Origin of the sequence: Bradyrhizobium sp. th-b2, from assembly GCF_000426785.1 — a bacterium.
Taxonomy (GTDB): domain Bacteria; phylum Pseudomonadota; class Alphaproteobacteria; order Rhizobiales; family Xanthobacteraceae; genus Bradyrhizobium; species Bradyrhizobium septentrionale.
The window spans coordinates 1-18848 of record NZ_AUGA01000064.1 but is presented as its reverse complement, the minus strand read 5'-3'; the positions used below and the strand labels follow the sequence as shown (position 1 = coordinate 18848).

Below are 18848 nucleotides of genomic sequence, written 5' to 3'. Positions count from 1 at the left end.
GATACGGCGGTATTTCTCGCCGCCAACATGTTTAGACGGGCCGACGCTTAATGCGCCAGACTGTATTGCCGACCAGGATCCCCCGAATGATCGCGCTGACGCGAGGTGAAAGCTTCGCCCGTCGCATCATCCCGGTGGGTTCCCGTCCGGCGCTGCGCCGCGAGACGCGTTTTGGCCTTCCCCTCACCCCCGAATCAGGTGGACCGTCGCGTCACCGGGCGGCGCTATTTGCGCGCGCCATGATCCGCGCCCGCCGCCGCCAAGAGCTCCAAAATGCCCAACAAGATGTTGATCGATGCCACCCACCCGGAAGAGACCCGGGTCGTCGTGGTCCGTGGCAATCGCGTCGAAGAGTTTGATTTCGAGACCGCCCAGCGCAAGCAGCTGCGCGGCAACATTTACCTCGCCAAGGTTACGCGCGTAGAGCCGTCGCTGCAGGCCGCCTTCATCGAGTATGGCGGCAACCGGCACGGCTTCCTTGCCTTCAGCGAAATCCATCCCGACTACTACCAGATCCCGGTCGCCGACCGTCAGGCGCTGATCGAAGCCGACGAACGCGCCCATCGCGAGGCCGAGGAAGAGCACGAGAATCGCGGCCATCGCCGCCGGTCGCGCCATCGCAACGCCCGTCGCCGCGGCCATGGCGAGCGCGTCCAGAGTGAGGTGATCGAGGGTGCTGGCGACGCGCAGGCGCAGCCGGCCAATGAGGCTCACGAACACCCCGTCGATGCCGGGCAGCATGAACATGATGCCGGGCATCACGATCATGGCGTGGTCGCCTACGAAGGTCACGACCACGAGCATGAGCCGCATGATCATGCCCATCACGAGGACCATGAGCATCACGACCATGATCACGAGCATCACCATGGTCATGGTCACGACGATCACGACCATGACCATCATGACCACGACCATCACGACCACGATCATGCGCACGATCACGACCACGCCCCGGCCGTGAGCGAGGCGCCGGCCGCCGACACCCAGTCCGACCCCGTGGTCGCGGCGGTCGAAGCCTCGGTTGCGTCTGCCGCGCCTGAGGCCGTCGAGACGGTCGAGGTCAATCATGAGCCTGACCGGGCCCATCAGGAACAGGTCGAAGAGAACGCCGCGCATGCCGACGACGCGCCGCATATCGCTGCGGACGAAGTTCACGCCAGCCCGGATGAGCACGCGGGCGCCGAATACGCCCCGTTGGCTGATGCGACCGCGTCCGAGGCCCGGCATGGCGACGAGGCCGGCGAAGATGACGACGAGGACGACGGCGAGGAAGAGGATGTCGTCGAGTCCGTCGGCGGCGACGATGTGCTCGAGGAGGTTCCGGAGCGCGCGTTCCGCCCGCGCCGCCAGTACAAGATCCAGGAAGTGATCAAGCGCCGGCAAGTCATGCTGGTGCAGGTCGTCAAGGAAGAGCGCGGCAACAAGGGCGCCGCGCTGACCACCTATCTGTCGCTCGCCGGCCGCTATGCCGTGTTGATGCCCAACACCGCGCGCGGCGGCGGCATCAGCCGCAAGATCACCTCCGCGCAGGACCGCTCGCGGCTCAAGGAAGTGGTGCAGGATCTCGACGTGCCCGAGGGCATGGGGATCATCCTGCGCACCGCCGGCGCCTCCCGCAGCAAGCCGGAGATCAAGCGCGACTTCGAGTACCTGATCCGGATGTGGGAGACGGTGCGCGACCTGACGCTGAAGTCGCAGGCGCCGACGCTGGTCTACGAGGAAGGCTCGCTGATCAAGCGCTCGCTGCGCGACCTCTACAACAAGGAGATCGACGAGATTCAGGTGGCGGGCGAAGCCGGCTACCGTGAAGCGCGCGATTTCATGAAGATGCTGATGCCGGCCAATGTGCGCGCGGTGAAGCAGTATCGCGACGGCCAGCCGCTGTTCTCGCGCATGGGCGTCGAAAGCCAACTCGACGCGATGTTCTCGCCTACCGTGCAACTGCGCTCCGGCGGCTACATCGTCATCAACCAGACCGAGGCGCTGGTCTCGATCGACGTCAACTCCGGCCGCGCCACGCGCGAGCACCATATCGAGGACACCGCGCTCAAGACCAATCTGGAAGCGGCGGAAGAAGTCGCGCGTCAATTGCGTCTGCGCGATCTCGCCGGCCTGATCGTCATCGACTTCATCGACATGGACGAGAAGCGCAACAACCGCGCGGTCGAGCGCAAGCTGTCCGACTGCCTGCGCCAGGATCGCGCGCGGATCCAGGTCGGCCGCATCTCGCATTTCGGCCTGCTGGAAATGTCGCGCCAGCGCATCCGCGCCAGCGTGCTCGAAAGCTCGACCGAGCCCTGCCCGCAATGCGGCGGAAGCGGTCATGTCCGCTCGGTCTCGTCGGTGGCGCTGCAGCTGCTGCGCGGCATCGAGGAAATCCTGATGAAGGGCGCGACCCACAATCTGGTGGTCCGCACCCGCACCGACGTGGCGCTCTACGTGCTCAATCACAAACGGGGCCATCTGCGCGACCTCGAAGACTCCTTCCGGGTCTCGCTGTCGATCGTGGCCGACGCCACGGTGCACGGCCAGCAATCCTACATCATCGATCGCGGCGAGCAGGTGCATACGCTCGAGGCCGCCAAGGCGCTGCTGGCCGCGCAGGCCGCCGCCGCGCCGGCCCAGGCCGATGAGGCCGACGACGAGGAAGAGCTGTTCGAATACGAGGTCGAGACCGACGAGACCGAAGGCCTTGCCGATGAGCAGGCCGCCGGCGAGGAAGCCTCTGCCGCCGAGGGCGAAGGCGACGGCCAGCGCCGCAAGCGCCGCCGCCGGCGCCGCGGCCGCGGTGGTGCCAACGAAGCGCGCGAGGGCACGCAGCCGCCGCGCGACGACGGCGATCTGATGCATGTCCTGCCCGAGGGCACCGAGGCGGTTGCCGCGCAAGATGCCGAGGGTGACGAGGACGAAGGCGACGAAGCGCAGGGCGCGGCCCGCGATGACCAGTCCGCAAGTGAGGCCGGCAACGGCGATCGCCGCCCGCGCCGCCGCGGACGTCGTGGCGGCCGCCGCCGGCGCGGCAGCGGACCGGATGACGGTCTCGCGGGATCGATCGCCGACGAGCTGAGCCCTGCCGCAGCACCGGAAGCCGCCGACGCGGTCGCCGATTTCGATAGCCATGACGCGGAGCCGGCTCCCTTGCTCGCGCAGCCCGAGCTGTTCGCCCAGCCGCAGGAATGGCAGCCGATCGAGGCTGCACCTGTCGAGGCCGTTGCGGCGCCCGCGCCGGAGGCTGCTGCCGCAGCCGCCGAGGACACGGCCGCCGAAAGCGACCGCGCGCAGCGGCGCCGTTCGACGGTGCGCGAGAAGGTCAGCTTCGCGTCGAGCCCGCAGCCTGAAACACCAGCGCACGCGCTGGCTCAGAGCCCGGCTGAGGAAGCTGCCCCTGAGCCCGCAGCCGTTGCCCAGGAGGCGGCGCCGGCCGCTACGGCCGAGGCTCCGACCCGCAAGGGCTGGTGGTCGCGCCGCTTCGGCGGCGGCGGCAACTAGCGCTCCCTGGAAGTCAAAACGCCCGGTTCACGCCGGGCGTTTTTATTGGACAGGCGAACCGTTCGTCAGGCGCCGGCGTGACGGAGCCTGACGGAGACGGATCCCAATGCAAAGCGCGATCGTTCTTGGCGGCGGCATGGTGGGCGTCAGCACGGCGGTGCATCTGCAGCGGCGCGGCTGGGCGGTCACGCTCGTCGACCGCAAGGAACCGGGCCGGGAAACCAGCTACGGCAACGCCGGGATCATTCAAAGCGAAGCGGTGCGGCCCTATCCGATGCCGCGCGATCCCGCCACACTCGCCCGAATCGCGATGGGACGCACCAACGACGTACGCTATCGGCTGGCGTCGCTGCCGCAGCACGCGGGTCCGCTGCTGCGCTACTGGTGGAACTCGACGCCCGAGCGGCACCGCGAGGCCACCATCGCCTGGGCGCGCCTGATCGCTTACGCCACTGCCGAGCACGACACGCTGATCCGCGAGGCCCATGCCGACAATCTGATCCGCCGCGCCGGCTATCGCCTGCTGCATCGCGACCCGGCAGCGCTCGAGCAAGCGATCGCGGTGGCAGAAGAGAACCAGCGTGACTTCGGCGTGAAATTCCGTGTGCTTGATGGCGGCGAGCTCGCCCGGGCGGAGCCCCTGCTGCGCGACGACCTGCCCGGCGCCATTCACTGGCTCGAGCCGTGGACCGTGTCGGACCCCGGCGGTCTGGTCTCGGCCTACGCCGGGTTGTTCGAGCGCCTCGGCGGCACGCTGCTGCGCGGTGACGCGCAGACGCTGACCGAGACCGCGTCCGGCTGGTCGGTCGCCACCGATGGCGGCCGGATCGATGCCGCCCACGTCGTGGTCACGCTCGGGCCGTGGTCACCGCAATTGCTGCGCAAGTTCGGCTACCGGATCCCGCTGGTGCGCAAGCGCGGCTACCACATGCACTACCAGGGCGGCCGATCGCTCGACCTGCCGCTGGTCGACACCGCGAATGGCTACGCGATGGCGCCGATGGCCAAGGGCATCCGCATCACCACCGGCGCAGAGCTGACCAGTCCCGACGCGCCGGCCACGCCGATCCAGCTCGGCCATGCCGAAGCTGCGGCGCGGCAATTGCTCGAGATCGGCAGCCGCGTCGAGCCCGAGCCCTGGTTCGGCACCCGCCCCTGCACCACCGACATGCTGCCTGTGCTCGGGCCAACGCCCCGCCATCGCGGGCTGTGGGTGAATTTCGGCCACGGCCATCAGGGCTTCACGCTCGGCCCCGCGACGGCGCGGGTGCTGGCCGAAACGATGAACGGCGAGGCATCCGCCGTGGATACCTCGCCGTATCGGCTGGACCGGTTCTGATTCCGGACGCGAATTAATCCGTCGTCAGCGCGGTCTCCAGGTCGGTCGGGTCGATCTGCCGGGCGAGATTGGCATTGAGCTTGTCGCGATCGAGCTCGCCCTCCCACCAGGCGACGATCACGCAGGCGACGCCGTTGCCGCACAGATTGGTCAGCGCGCGGCACTCGCTCATGAACTTGTCGATGCCGAGCACGATCGCCATGCCCGGCACCAGCCGCGGATCGACCACCGCAAGCGTCGCCGCCAGCGTGATGAAGCCCGCGCCGGTGATGCCGGAGGCGCCCTTCGAGGTCAGCATCGCCACGATCAAGATCGTGAGCTGCTGGCCGAACGAGAGGTCGAAGCCCAGCGCCTGCGCGATGAACAACGTCGCCAGCGTCATGTAGATGTTGGTGCCGTCGAGGTTGAACGAGTAGCCCGTGGGCACCACGAGGCCGACCACCGACTTCGAGCAGCCGAGCCGTTCGAGCTTCTCCATCAATGACGGCAGTGCGCTTTCGGACGACGAGGTGCCGAGCACGATCAACAGCTCGTCCTTGATATAGGCCAGGAACTTGAAGATGGAGAACCCGGCGGTCCGCGCGATGAAGCCGAGCACCACCAACACGAACAGCGCCGCGGTCAGATAGAACGTCGCGATCAGCCCCATCAGGTTGAGGATGGCGCCGGTGCCGAACTTGCCGATGGTGAAGGCCATCGCGCCGAACGCGCCGATCGGCGCCGCCCGCATCACGATCGAGATCACGCCGAACACCGCATGCGCGGCGTCGTCGATGAACGAGCGGATGGTGTGGCCGCGCTCGCCCAGCCCCATGAGCGCGAAGCCGAAAAGCACCGAGAACAGCAGCACCTGCAGGATCTCGCCCTGCGCGAATGCGCCCACCACGGTGTCCGGAATGATATGCAGCACGAAGTCGACGCTCTTCTGCGCCTCCGCCTGCTTGGCATAGCCGGCAACCGCCTGCGCGTTCGCCGCCGCATTGCCAAAGCCTGCGCCCGGCCTGACCAGATTGCCAACCAGCAAGCCGAGCACCAGCGCGAAGGTCGAGACCACCTCGAAATAGACCAGCGCCTTGACGCCGATGCGGCCGACCTTCTTGGCATCCTGGATATGGGCAATGCCCGACACCACGGTGCAGAAGATGATCGGCGCGATCACCATCTTGATCAGCTTGATGAAGCCGTCGCCGAGCGCCTTGATCCACTCGTTGGTGGCAAGGCTGGGCCAGAACGCGCCGACCAGCGCGCCGAGCACGATCGCGATCAGGACCTGGACATAGAGAATCTTGTACCACGGCTTGCCGGCGCTCGCCGGCGCAGCCGTGGCAACGGTTGTCGTTGCCATGTGTCACTCCCCCTCAGAAATGGCGGAAATAGCCAAGATCAACTTGGCGGTTGAAGTCAAACTGGAAACTGTGTGTGCGCTGCCGCTTATCCGCGACGATCTGCCGCGCACCGCGCAGCCGAAATCATGGCGCCGGGCTGCAAGACCGATCTGGCTGACAAGACGAACTCCGGAAGGCTCTTGAAGTTTGCGAGCTATTTAAGCCAACGCGCGATCCGCGCAACCGCTTCCTGCATCTCCGCCGCCGAGCGCGCATAGGAAAAACGGATGAAGGCGCGGCCGTGGATCGGATCGAAGTCGACGCCGGGGGTCGCCGCGACATGCGCCTTCTCCAGCATCTCGCTGGCGAAGGCGAAACTGTCGGAGGTGAAGTCGGAGACGTCGGCATAGAGATAGAACGCGCCGTCGGCGGGCAGGAATTTGGTCAGCCCGGCCTTCGGCAGGCCCTCGATCAGGATGCGGCGGTTCTCCTGATAGCCGCGCTTGATCGCCCCCATCTCTTCGCGGCCTTCGAAGGCCGCTTCGGCAGCGATCTGCGACAAGGTCGGCACCGAGATCGACAGGTTCTGCTGCAGCCGTTCGATCGGCCGCACCAGCACGTCGGGCACCACCATCCAGCCGACGCGCCAGCCGGTCATGCAGAAGTATTTCGAGAGCGAGTTGATCACCAGCGCGTTCGGCGACAGCTCCGCGGCCGTCACCGCCGGAAATGCGTAGTCGAGGCCGTGATAGATCTCGTCGGAGATGAAGCGGATGCCGGCGCTGTCGGCGGCCGCCATCAGGTTCGACAGCGCCTCTCGCGACATCATGGTGCCGGTCGGGTTGGCGGGACTGCCGACCAGCACGCCCTTCAGCGGCGCCTTGCGATGGGCGGCGAGCAGCGCCTCCCCGGTCAGTGCGTGGCGGGTGTCGCCGGAGGTTTCGATCAGCACCGGCTCGCAGCCGAGCGCGGTCAGGATGTGCCGGTACGGCGGATAGCCCGGCACGGTGACCGCGACCCGGTCGCCCGGCTCGAACATCGCAAGAAACGCCAGGATGAATCCGCCCGACGAGCCCGTGGTGACGATGACGCGCTCGGCGTCAACCGCGCAGCCATACGTGTCGCGGTAATGCCGCGCGATGCGCGCGCGCAGCGAGGGGATGCCGAGCGCGGAGGTGTAGTCGATCCGCCCGCCGGCAAGCGCGGCCTGCGCGGCGGCGATCGCCGGCTTCGGCGCACCCTCGGCGGGCTGCCCCACCTCCATGTGGATGACATGGCCGCCCGCCGCCTCGATTCGCGCGGCGGCCGCCATCACGTCCATCACCATGAACGGCGGAACATCGCTCCGGCCGGACGCTTTCAAAAGGCTGCTCACACGGTCTCTCGCTGTCGCTTCACGCATGGATTTCTGCTATTGCACGGCCGCTGCCGAATTCAGGTTCCCGCACCTTGCTACCGCCCCAGACTGGCCGCATTCGGTGGCTCCTTATAACGTTTTCAGGCCAAGTGAATAGGCCAAGTGCATACCCGGTTCGCGTGAAGAAGAACTGCAAAAACAACAGACTGCGCCACGCGCCCGATCCGGTCGGGCCCGGAACCGGGCTTCGCCCCGGCGCGGCCAGCCATCGCCGGTAGATCGCCCATGCTGTTCCGCCTCGCGCTTCGCACCAGAACCTTCCAGCCGACTGCATTCAAGCTGACCGCATTGCTGACCGCGGTCGCGCTCGCGATCGGTCCCGCCGTCCCTGCGCGGGCCCAGCAGAAGGGGCCGCCGGTGCTGCGCGACACCGAGTCCGAGCAGCTGTTGCGCGAATATACGCGGCCGATCCTGCGCGCCGCCGGTCTGGAGAAGCAGAACATCCAGATCGTGATCATCAACGAAAGCTCGTTCAACGCCTTCGTCGCCGACGGCCGCCGCATCTTCGTCAATTACGGCGCGCTGCTGCAATCGGAGACGCCGAACCAGATTATCGGCGTGCTGGCGCATGAGACCGGCCATCTGGCCGGCGGGCATCTCGCCAAGATGCGCGAGCAGCTGGCGCAGGCGCAGACCCAGATGATCATCGCGATGCTGCTCGGCGTCGGCGCGCTGGCCGCAGGTGCAGCGGGCGGCGGCGGTGGAAGCGGCCTCTCCAGCGCCGGTGCCGCCGCGATCTCGGCGCCGCAGTCGGTCATTCAGCGCACGCTGCTGTCCTATCAGCGCCAGCAGGAAGAAAACGCCGACCGCGCCGGCGTCAGATTCCTGACCGCGACCGGCCAGTCGGCCCGGGGCATGTACGAGACGTTCAAGCGCTTCACCGATGAGAGCCTGTTCGCCTCGCGCGGTGCCGACCCCTATCTGCAATCGCACCCGATGCCGGTCGATCGCGTCTCGGCGCTGGAGGAACTGGCGCGCTCGAGCCCCTATTGGGACAAGAAGGACGATCCGGCGCTGCAGCTGCGTCACGACATGATGCGCGCCAAGATCTCGGGCTTCATGGAGCGGCAGGATACAGTTTATCGCCGCTACCCGCTGTCCAACACCAGCCTGCCGGCGCGCTATGCGCGCGCGATCACGACCTATCTGCACGGCGATCTGCGTTCGGCGATCGCGCAGATCGACGGCTTGATCCAGGTGCAGCCGAACAATCCCTATTTCTACGAATTGCGCGGTCAGGCGCTGCTCGAAGGCGGCCGGCCCAGTGAGGCGATCGCGCCGCTGCGCCGCGCGGTGCAACTCTCCGGCAGCTCACCGCTGATCGAGATGCTGCTCGGCCAAGCGCTGGTTGCTTCGGACAACAAGGCCTACACCGACGATGCGATCAACATACTGCGTGCCGCCGTGGCGCGCGAGCCCGAGGCGCCGCTCGGCTATACCCAGCTCGCGATGGCCTATGGCCGCAAGGGCGACTATGCCCAGGCCGACCTTGCCTCGGCACAGGCCGCCTATCTCCGTGGTGACAACAAGACCGCCCGCGAGCTGGCGTCGCGCGCCAAGACGCGGTTCGCGATTGGCACGCCCGGCTGGGTCAAAGCTGACGACATTGTGAGCGCCAAGCCCATGCCGGGTCAGAAAAACAACTAGAAATAAACCGCAGTTCCATACAACGATCCCCCGAAACCGGCTCACGGCCCCGCCGCATTTTGGGCCACCTCGAACAAGGATTTTGTCATGCCAGCGCTTCGTTTTCTTGCCCCTGCCCTGCTCGCGCTCGGCATCTGTGCCGCGCCGCTGTCGGCGTCCGCGCAGAGCTTCAATGACACCCAGCGCGGCGACATCGAGACCATCGTGCGCAACTATCTGATCGCGCATCCCGAGGTGCTCGAGGAGGCGATGAACGAGCTGAGCAAGCGGCAGGCCGCCGCCGAAGCCGAGAAGCATGAGCAGAGCGTCGCCAAGAACGCCGACACCATCTTCAACTCGCCGCGCGGCGTCTTCCTCGGCAACAAGGACGGCGACGTCACCTTCGTCGAGTTCTTCGATTACAATTGCGGCTACTGCAAGCGCGCGATGTCCGACATGATGGATCTGATGAAGGCGGATCCGAAGCTGAAAGTCGTGCTGAAGGAATTCCCGGTGCTGAGCCAAGGCTCGGTCGAGGCCGCGCAGGTTGCGGTCGCGGTGCGCATGCAGGATCCGACCGGCAAGAAGTATCTCGACTTCCACCAGAAGCTGCTGGGTGGCCGCGGCGCCGCCGACAAGGCACGCGCGCTGGCGGTCGCCAAGGAGATCGGTCTCGACATGACCAAGCTCGAGAAGGACATGGCAAGCCCCGAAGTGAAGGCGACCATCGAGGAGAACTTCCGCCTCGCCGAATCCATGGGCATGAACGGCACGCCGAGCTACGTGATCGGCAAGCAGGTCGTGATCGGCGCCGTCGGCGTCGACAATCTCAAGGAAAAGATCGGCATCGCCCGCTGCGGCAAGGCGACCTGCTGATCGCGCTTTCGCCGGCGCTCATTCGCTCAACGAAATCCGGCTGCCAGGCAGCCGGATTTTTTTTATGGCCGGCACCGAACCACCTCGGCGCTCGCCGCAACCAAGGGCCGTCACCAACAACGAAGGCCGCGCGATGCCCCTGGCCCCGCCAACCCTTGCTCCACCAACCCTTACTACACCAACCCTTGGCTACGACCTCACGCTGCTGAAGACGGAACCGCCGCGCGGCACCGAACACGATCACGGCTGGTGCTACGGCCTGCCGCCCGGCATTCGCACCGAGCAATGGCCGCTCAGTCCGCATGACGGCTTTCCGATGCAGCACTGCTTCACGCTGCGCATTCCCGTGCAATATCGCACCAGGGGCGACGCCTATGTTGCGCTCGCGATGTTCGCCGACCAGCAATATGACGAGCCCGACGAGATCGATGCGGTCGCGCAATATCTCGCCGCGGAGACGATCGAGCGTCCGGCCGATCGCCATCTGCTGCCGTACTTCGCCTATCGGCAGAACCGTCATCCGATGGAGTTTCGGATGAAGGACATCATCGACCACAATTTCGCGGCGATCTGGCTCACGGATGCCGAGTTCATGGGGCCGCTGTGCCGGCCGCTGGAGCTGACTGGCAATCCATTGCTGGAAGCCAATGCGCCGCCACGCTGGCTCGAGAAGGGCGCGGCGCGCACCGCGTTCGATGCGCAGGTCGGCCGCACCACCAGCGTTGACGAACTGGAGAAGAGATACTGGTACCGCCTGTTCGGCCGTGTCCCCGAGACCGGGCACCACGCCTACGGCATCGCGCTTGCGCCGCGCGACGGCGATCCCAATGTCGGCAAGCCGCCGCGCGACCATCTGCTGCACAAGGGCGCGCTCGGCGACTATATCGCGCCGTACGGCGAAGATGGCAAGGCGCGCGGCCTCGAGCGATTGCACGGCCGCAACCATCTCGGCGGCACGATGTTTCCGAATCAATGGACGCCGAAATACAGCGCGACCTATCTCGAGATCGAGGAGCATTTCGGCGGCTTCAATTTCGGCGGCGGCAACGGCCAGCTCGATCTTGCGAGCATGGAGTTCGACTGGGCCTGCGGTTGAAGCGCGCGTTCATCGCGCATTCACACAACAAACAAACCGCGGGGAACCGCAAATCAACAGGAACATCGCACATCCTCTCTCGTTGTCGGCGCGGGCAATGCTGACACACGAGGAGGAATACGATGTCTAAACGCTTTCTGATTTCGGTCGCCGCGGCGGCTCTGATCGCCGGCACCGGCTTTGCGAATGCACAGGGCGCCGGCGGCGCCAATAAGGAATCCGGGGCCGGCGGTGGCGCGACCATGCAGCACAGCGCACCGTCCGGAGGCGCGTCATCGGGCACGATGCAGCGTGATACTGGCGGCATGAAGGGTTCGGAGCATTCCACGACCGGTGAATCCCCGAGCACGAAGGGTGCGGAGTCCGACAACTCAGGCGCGGCCACCAAGGGTGCGCAGGACAACACGCAGAAGTCGAAGAGCATGAGCTCCGAGAACGACGCGACCAAGGGCTCCAGGGAGGACTCGAGGGACATGAAGGCCGAGGGCCGCGACAAGAGCGGCAAGATGAACGCGGAAAGCCGTGACGGCCGCGATCGCAACAACGCCGCCGAGAGCCGCGACAAGAGCGGCGCCACGACCAACCAGAACGCTCAGACCAAGAGCCCGGCCGACACCAACCGCGCGCAGACCAACGACACCAGCCGCACGCAGACCACGACCGGCAATGCGGCGACGTCGGCCACCGCGGCTCCGCCGGCCGAGAAGCGCAGCCAGATCACGACCGCGATCAAGTCGGAGCACGTCACCGAGGTCACCAATGTGAACTTCAACGTCGCAGTCGGCACCCGCGTCCCGGCCGACGTTCGCTTCTACCCGGTGCCGGAACGGGTGGTGACGATCTATCCGCAGTGGCGCGGTTACGAGTTCATCCTGGTCCACGGCCGCTACATCATCGTGCAGCCGGAGACCCACGAGATCGTCTACATCATCGAGGGCTAAGCCGGCCTCGGCGCGAGGGCGCCATTAAGCGCCCTCGCGCATTCTCGACCCCGCCCCTTCGGGGCGGGGTTTTGCGTCCGGGCGCAGCCCCTCGCGGCAGTGGATGGCTGGGAGGAGCGGCCGCGGAGGCCGCCTTCCACCAGATTTGGTTAATCAGCAATTTCCGTGGGTTACGGCAGCTACCTGACAGGGCGGAGGAAGCTGTTGAAGACGTTCCGATTTCACCTAAAGACTTCCCCTGCGGCCGGTTGTTACCTATAACCCGGCCCACTCCACCCCTTGTCGGAACCCTTGCCCGGAACCCCTGGAATGGCTGCTGCCGGAACGATCTATGTGCTGAACGGCCCGAACCTCAATCTGTTGGGGACGCGCGAGCCGGAGACCTACGGCCACGCCACCCTCGCCGACGTCGAGAAGCTGTGCGCGGACACCGCACGCCAGTTCGGACTTGCCGCCGACTGCCGGCAGTCCAACCGCGAGGGTGAACTGATCGACTTCATCCATGAGGCCCACGCCAAGAAGGCGGTCGGCATCATCATCAATGCCGGCGGTTACTCCCATACCTCGATCGCGCTGCATGACGCGCTGGTTGCGGTCAAGATTCCCGCCGTCGAGGTCCATGTCAGCAATATCCACGCCCGCGAGAGCTTCCGGCACCACTCGTTCACTGCTAAAGCCGCGTTCGCGTCGCTCTGCGGCTTCGGCATCGATGGCTACCGGCTTGCGATCATCGGCCTCGCCACCAAGATTGGTGCCAAGATCGGTACCAAGACCGATGCCAAGGCAAAGGCTTAATCGTCACTCCTGACGTCCCCCGTCATCAGACAGAGATTTTGGATCAAACAACATGGCGCGCCAGCCAGACGACAAATCAACGGCAAAATCCAAGAGCGACGACAGCGCGCTCATTCGCGAGCTCGCCCTGCTGCTCGCGGAGACCAATCTGACCGAGATCGAGATCGAGCGTGCCGGCCTGCGCGTCCGCGTCGCACGCAATATAAGCATCGCAGCCTCGGTGCCCGCCGTGCATGCGATGGCCGCCGTGGCCGTCCCGGCAGCTGCTGGGGCTGCGACCGACCTCGCAAAGCACCCGGGCGCGGTGCCCTCTCCGATGGTCGGCACCGCCTATTGGGCGCCTGAGCCGGGCGCCAAGCCGTTCATTGAAGTCGGCACCAAGGTCTCGGCCGGCCAGACGCTTCTGATCATCGAGGCGATGAAGACGATGAACCAGATCCCGTCGCCGCGCGCGGGCACCGTGACGCAGATTCTCATCGAGGACGGCCAGCCGGTCGAATTCGGCGAGCCGCTCGTCATCATTGAATAGCTTCCGTCAACACCAGGCGCTGCGATGTTTGACAAGATCCTCATAGCCAATCGCGGCGAGATCGCGCTTCGCGTGCTTCGCGCCTGCAAGGAGCTCGGCATCTCCACCGTCGCGGTGCATTCCACCGCCGACGCCGACGCCATGCATGTGCGGCTCGCCGACGAGAGCGTGTGCATCGGTCCGCCGCCGTCGAAGGATTCCTATCTCAACGTGCCGGCGCTGCTCGCAGCCTGCGAGATCACCGGCGCCGACGCCGTGCATCCCGGCTACGGCTTCCTGTCCGAGAACGCGCGTTTCGCCGAGATCCTCGCCGACCACAATCTGGGCTTCATCGGACCGAAGGCCGAGCACATCCGCCTGATGGGCGACAAGATCGAAGCCAAGAAGACCGCCAAGCGCCTCGGCATTCCCGTGGTGCCCGGCTCCGACGGCGCGGTGACGGCGGACGACGACGCCATGGCGATCGCCAAGGAGATCGGCTTCCCGGTGCTGGTGAAGGCGGCTGCCGGCGGCGGCGGCCGCGGCATGAAGGTCGCCCACACCGAGGCCGACCTCGCGCTCGCGCTCTCGACCGCGGCCAACGAGGCCAAGTCGGCGTTCGGCGACGCCTCGGTCTATCTGGAGAAATACCTGCAGAAGCCGCGCCACATCGAGATCCAGATTCTCGGCGACGGCCGCGGCGGCGCCATCCATCTCGGCGAGCGCGACTGCTCGCTGCAGCGGCGTCACCAGAAGGTCTGGGAGGAAGGCCCCTCGCCGGTGCTCGCGGCGGCCGCGCGCGCCAGGATCGGCGAGACCTGCGCCAAGGCGATGCGGGACATGAAGTATCTCGGCGTCGGCACCATCGAATTCCTCTACGAGGACGGCGAGTTCTATTTCATCGAAATGAACACGCGTATCCAAGTCGAGCATCCCGTCACCGAAAGCATCACCGATATCGATCTGGTGCTGGAGCAGATCCGGATTGCGGCCGGCGGCGACCTTCCGGCCAAGCAGAGCGACATCGCGATCATCGGCCACGCCATCGAGTGCCGCATCAATGCGGAGAACCCGGAGACCTTCCGTCCCTCGCCGGGACGGATCACCCAATACCATCCGCCGGGCGGCCTCGGCGTGCGGATCGATTCCGCCGTCTACCAAGGTTACGTGATCCCGCCCTACTACGACTCGCTGGTCGGCAAGCTGATCGTGCACGGCAAGACCCGCGGCGAGTGCCTGATGCGGCTGCGCCGTGCACTGGACGAGATGGTGGTCGAGGGCATCGAGACGACGCTGCCGCTGTTCCGCGCACTGGTGCGCGAGCCCGACATCATCGAAGGCGACTACCACATTCACTGGCTGGAGCAGTACCTCGCCGGCCAGCCATCGGACGCCCCGAAATAGTTCGGAACTCCGTGGAACCCAGCGCCCTGTTCAAGCGTACTAAGGGTTATTGGCTTTCCACGGGGACGCATTGAATCCCACTCCCAAGAATCCCCCTCCCAAGAATCCCACTCCCGGGACGAGAGCGCCGTGACACCGGTTTCACGACGCAGGTCTACGCTGCAGATCCTGCTGCTTTCGGCGGGATTTTTCGTGCTGGTCGCGATCAGCGTGGCTTCGGTTTTCCTCGTCAACAAGGCGCGCGAGGACAATTCCTGGGTGGTGCATACCGTCGAGGTCGAAAGCCAAGTCGCCAACCTGCTGGTTGACATCAGGCGCGCTGAAAGCGCGACCAGGGCGTATCTGCTGACGTCGGCACCACAATACCTGTCCGAGTACCAGTCGGCTGCGGCGGGAATCCCGGCCGCGCTCAATCATCTCCAGATGATGACCGTCGATAATCCCGCGCAGGTCGCCAACGCCGCGAAGCTCAAGGCCGCGGTCGAGCAACGGCTGGCCGAGTTCGCGCTCGGCATCGAGCGCGTCAAGAATAACGACGTCGCGACCAGCATCGACATCCTGCGCAAGGGCACATCGACCGAGGCGGTGGAGGCGATCGCCCGGATCGGCCGCGACTTGCGCACCGAGGAGGATCGCCTGCTGGCGATGCGCACCGCGACCGCGGACAGGACCCAGGTACTGGCCTCCTCCGTCACGATCGCAGGCTCCTGCATGGTGCTGGCGCTCGCCGCCCTCTCGCTCGTGCTGCTGCGGCAATCCTCGCGGGCCCGTGACGAGGCCGAGGCCAGGCTGCGCGACAGCAACGTCAATCTCGAGACCATCGTCGACGAGCGCACCGCCGACCTGCGCGAGGCCAACGAGGAAATCCAGCGCTTCGCCTATATCGTCAGCCACGATTTGCGTTCGCCGCTGGTCAACATCATGGGTTTCACCAGCGAGCTGGAGGAATTGCGCGGCGACATCTTCAAGCGCATCGCCACGCTCAATCGCTTCGTGTCGCTGGCGCCGGCGATGGAAGACGCCACCGACGTGGCCGAGCCCGAGCTCGAAGGCTCCGACAAGCAGCTATCCGACGACTTCAACGAGTCGCTCGGCTTCATCAAGTCGTCGATCGCCAAGATGGACCGCCTGATCAGTGCGATCCTCAACCTCACCCGCGAGGGCCGCCGCGAGTTCAAGGCCGAACGGATCGACCTTCGCGAGCTGATCGACGGCATCGTCAAGACGGTCGCCCATCAGGCGGTCGAGGCCAATGCGACCATCGAGGTCGGCGCGCTGCCCAACCTCGTCAGCGACCGCCTCGCGCTGGAGCAGATCTTCTCCAATCTGATCGACAACGCACTCAAATATCTCAAGGACGGCGTCCCCGGCGAGATCGCGATCGAGGGCCGCACCAAGCTCGGCTTCGCGATCTTCGAGGTCACGGACAACGGCCGCGGCATCGATCCGAAGGACCACCAGCGCATCTTCGATCTGTTCCGCCGCGCCGGAACCCAGGACAAGCCCGGTCAGGGCATCGGGCTTGCCCATGTCCGCGCACTTGTGCGCAGACTGGGCGGCACCATGTCGGTAGCATCGGAACTTCACAGCGGCAGCACATTCACCGTGACGCTGCCGGTCAATTGGTCAGGAAAGCAACGGGATAAGGAATCATGAGCGATCCAGTCACCATCATCATGATCGAGGACGACGAGGGCCATGCCCGCCTGATTGAGCGCAATATCCGGCGCTCAGGTGTCAACAATGAGATCATCCCGTTCACCAACGGTACAGAGGCCGTGAACTACCTGTTCGGCAAGGATGGCAGCGCGGTCGAGCGCAAGGGCCAGGCCCTGCTCATCCTGCTTGATCTCAATCTGCCTGACACGAGCGGCATCGATATTCTGCGTCGGGTCAAGGAGAACAAGTATCTCAAGGCGACGCCGGTGGTCGTGCTGACCACGACGGACGACTCCCAGGAGATCAAGCGTTGCTACGAACTCGGTTGCAACGTCTACATCACCAAGCCGGTGAACTACGAAAGCTTTGCCAACGCCATTCGCCAGCTAGGCCTGTTCTTTTCCGTGATTCAGGTGCCGCCAGCTTCCATATGACCAGCGAAACGCCGACACTGCTCTATATCGACGACGACGCGGCGCTGGCGCGCCTGGTCGAACGCGGCCTGACGCGCGCGGGCTTCAAGGTCGTGCACGCCGCAGGCGGCCAGCAAGGTCTCGACCGGCTCGCCACGGGCGGCATCGACGTCGTCGCGCTCGACCAGGTTATGCCCGGCCTCGATGGGCTGGAGACGCTGGAGCAGATTCTCAAGATCGCGGACGCGCCGCCGGTGGTGTTCGTCACCGCCTCGCAGGATTCGGCGATCGCGGTCACTGCGCTGAAGGCCGGCGCGGCCGACTATCTGGTCAAGGACGCGAGGGGCGATTTCATTCCCCTGCTCCAGGTCGCGGTGAACGGCGCGATCCGGCAGGCCGCGATCCAGAAGGCGCGCGACGAGGCCGAGGCCGAGGTCCACGCCTCGCGCGACCGCTACGCCGCGCTCGCCGCCGAGCGCGAGGTTCTGCTGCGCGAGGTCAATCATCGCGTCGGCAATTCGCTGCAGATCATCGCATCGCTGCTGCATCTGCAGGCCAATTCCGCGAGCCAGCAGGACGTCAAGGCGGCGCTCACCAACGCCATGGGCCGCGTCGCCGCGGTCGCGCAGGTGCACCGCCGCCTCTATACCTCGCACGACTTCAAGACGGTGATGCTCAACCAGTATCTCGAGGCGCTGCTCGAGGATCTCAGGCGCTCGGCCGAAGGCAACAAGATGTCGCGGCTGACGCTGAAGGCCGCCCCGATCGAGATCGACCCCGACCGCGCGGTCGCGATCGGCATCATCGTCAACGAACTGGTGATGAACGCCGTGAAATACGCCTATCCCGATGGCGCCGGTCCGATCCATGTCGAGCTGAAGCCGCAGGCCGACGATTTGCAACTCGCGATCAGCGATGACGGCGTCGGTTTTTCCGACATGGCCGACCCGCGCGGCACCGGCATGGGCCAGCGCATCGTCACCGCAATGGCCGCCAAGCTCGACGCCAGCGTCGAGCGCGACCCGAACCACAAGGGCACCCGCTTCGTGCTGCGGTTCGCCCGCGTCAGCCCGGCGCTGGCGAAATCGACGAGTGTCGCCGCAAATTAGGCCGCCGGAGGCGGCGGATTCGATCGATTTGTCGCGTTTGATTTAACGGCTGCGTCATCCTGTTGTTCGATCGGGACATCGTCCTTCCGGCCAATTAAGAAACAAATCGACGTTGATTGCCAAAATCCCGCCACCAGCTTGGCAGGAGGCGCTACCCATGTTCGGGCGCAGGATCACCTTCGGGAAGAAGCAGCACACCCTGGGCGAACTCCAGGAATTGATGCGTCCGACACCGGACGCGGATGGCGTGACGCGGGTCTTTCCCAAGGAGATCTGGGACGATCCGAAGGTCGGTGCGATGCTGCGCGATCTCGGCTTCAACCCCGACGATCCGCGCAATATCAGAAAGACGGCGGAAGACTACGTCGCGATGTTCGCCGCGGCGAAAAAGCGGCTCGATGAACGCTCTGAAGCCTTCAACCGCGACATGACCGCCCGCTACGGCTACTGCCGCGCCGTCCCCTTCCTGGTGATCGACCACACGATCTGGGACGGCGAGGATGGCGCCTTCCTCGTACGCATACGACGAGGACCGCGTGATGGACGCATGCGCGCGGGTACGGCGAGCTCTATGATGGCGTTGCGTGAAGGTTAGGCGGCCTGCTGATCGGCGGGCTTGTCGGCTTGGCGCAGGAGCTTCCATTCCCAGGGCAGCAATTCGTGCAGACGCGATGCGGGAAGATCGGCGATACGGGCGAGGACGTCGGCGAGCCAGGCTTTCGGATCGACGTCGTTGAGACGACAGGTCGTGATCATCGTCAGCATGATGGCGGCACGGTCGGCACCACGCTGGCTGCCGGCGAAGGTCCAGTTGCGCCTTCCCAAGGCGATGCCTCTCAATGCGCGCT

Annotated in this window: 16 protein-coding genes; 13 read left to right on the top strand and 3 right to left on the bottom strand. The window is 65.6% G+C overall.

Translation table 11 applies throughout. From position 1 onward, the window contains the following. Window positions 1-273 precede the first annotated feature (273 nt). On the top strand, window positions 274-3492 hold the full coding sequence (locus K359_RS0139845) for a ribonuclease E/G (RefSeq protein ID WP_029084213.1): 3219 nt from the start codon (window positions 274-276) through the stop codon (window positions 3490-3492). A 106-nt stretch (window positions 3493-3598) separates the two neighbouring features. After that, on the top strand, window positions 3599-4831 hold the full coding sequence (locus K359_RS0139840; RefSeq protein WP_029084212.1) for an FAD-binding oxidoreductase: 1233 nt from the start codon (window positions 3599-3601) through the stop codon (window positions 4829-4831). Between the two features lie 13 nt (window positions 4832-4844). Here the strand turns inward: K359_RS0139840 and dctA are convergent, their stop codons facing one another. Beyond that, the gene (gene dctA / locus K359_RS0139835) at window positions 4845-6176 is read right to left on the bottom strand and encodes a C4-dicarboxylate transporter DctA (RefSeq protein WP_029084211.1); all 1332 of its coding nucleotides are present in this window, start codon (window positions 6174-6176) and stop codon (window positions 4845-4847) included. A 194-nt stretch (window positions 6177-6370) separates the two neighbouring features. Then, window positions 6371-7558, bottom strand: coding sequence for a pyridoxal phosphate-dependent aminotransferase (locus K359_RS0139830; protein WP_029084210.1), 1188 nt, complete (start codon window positions 7556-7558; stop codon window positions 6371-6373). 240 nt (window positions 7559-7798) lie between these two features. Here K359_RS0139830 and K359_RS0139825 point away from each other — a divergent pair, with 240 nt between their 5' ends. The 11 genes from K359_RS0139825 to K359_RS0139775 all read left to right on the top strand — a co-directional run bounded on the left by K359_RS0139825 (window position 7799) and on the right by K359_RS0139775 (window position 18595). Next, window positions 7799-9220: a M48 family metalloprotease gene (locus K359_RS0139825; protein WP_029084209.1), complete on the top strand. Its 1422-nt coding sequence runs from the start codon at window positions 7799-7801 to the stop codon at window positions 9218-9220. A gap of 87 nt (window positions 9221-9307) precedes the next feature. Next, the gene (locus tag K359_RS0139820) at window positions 9308-10075 is read left to right on the top strand and encodes a DsbA family protein (RefSeq protein WP_029084208.1); all 768 of its coding nucleotides are present in this window, start codon (window positions 9308-9310) and stop codon (window positions 10073-10075) included. 64 nt (window positions 10076-10139) lie between these two features. After that, window positions 10140-11171, top strand: coding sequence for a hypothetical protein (locus K359_RS0139815; RefSeq protein ID WP_051346670.1), 1032 nt, complete (start codon window positions 10140-10142; stop codon window positions 11169-11171). 122 nt (window positions 11172-11293) lie between these two features. Further along, a complete protein-coding gene (locus tag K359_RS57720) occupies window positions 11294-12112 on the top strand; it encodes a DUF1236 domain-containing protein (protein WP_029084206.1) in 819 nt (272 codons plus the stop codon). A 309-nt stretch (window positions 12113-12421) separates the two neighbouring features. Continuing rightward, on the top strand, window positions 12422-12907 hold the full coding sequence (gene aroQ / locus K359_RS0139805; protein ID WP_029084205.1) for a type II 3-dehydroquinate dehydratase: 486 nt from the start codon (window positions 12422-12424) through the stop codon (window positions 12905-12907). Between the two features lie 52 nt (window positions 12908-12959). Further along, window positions 12960-13436: an acetyl-CoA carboxylase biotin carboxyl carrier protein gene (gene accB / locus K359_RS0139800; RefSeq protein WP_029084204.1), complete on the top strand. Its 477-nt coding sequence runs from the start codon at window positions 12960-12962 to the stop codon at window positions 13434-13436. A gap of 24 nt (window positions 13437-13460) precedes the next feature. Then, window positions 13461-14819 carry an acetyl-CoA carboxylase biotin carboxylase subunit gene (gene accC, locus K359_RS0139795; RefSeq protein ID WP_029084203.1) on the top strand — a complete coding sequence of 453 codons (1359 nt, stop codon included), beginning with the start codon at window positions 13461-13463 and terminating at the stop codon, window positions 14817-14819. Between the two features lie 129 nt (window positions 14820-14948). Then, the gene (locus K359_RS0139790; protein ID WP_029084202.1) at window positions 14949-16475 is read left to right on the top strand and encodes a CHASE3 domain-containing protein; all 1527 of its coding nucleotides are present in this window, start codon (window positions 14949-14951) and stop codon (window positions 16473-16475) included. After that, complete coding sequence (locus K359_RS0139785) at window positions 16472-16912, top strand: response regulator (RefSeq protein ID WP_029084201.1); 441 nt, start codon at window positions 16472-16474, stop codon at window positions 16910-16912. The genes K359_RS0139790 and K359_RS0139785 overlap by 4 nt, the downstream gene beginning before the upstream one ends. Then, window positions 16909-18000, top strand: a complete 1092-nt coding sequence (locus K359_RS0139780; protein WP_029084200.1) for a sensor histidine kinase — start codon at window positions 16909-16911, stop codon at window positions 17998-18000. The genes K359_RS0139785 and K359_RS0139780 overlap by 4 nt, the downstream gene beginning before the upstream one ends. Before the next feature lie 157 nt (window positions 18001-18157). Continuing rightward, the gene (locus tag K359_RS0139775; protein WP_029084199.1) at window positions 18158-18595 is read left to right on the top strand and encodes a hypothetical protein; all 438 of its coding nucleotides are present in this window, start codon (window positions 18158-18160) and stop codon (window positions 18593-18595) included. Here K359_RS0139775 and K359_RS0139770 read toward each other — a convergent pair. Further along, window positions 18592-18848 (bottom strand): transposase domain-containing protein (locus tag K359_RS0139770; RefSeq protein WP_029084198.1); only part of this gene is annotated, 257 nt, incomplete at its 5' end. The genes K359_RS0139775 and K359_RS0139770 overlap by 4 nt on opposite strands.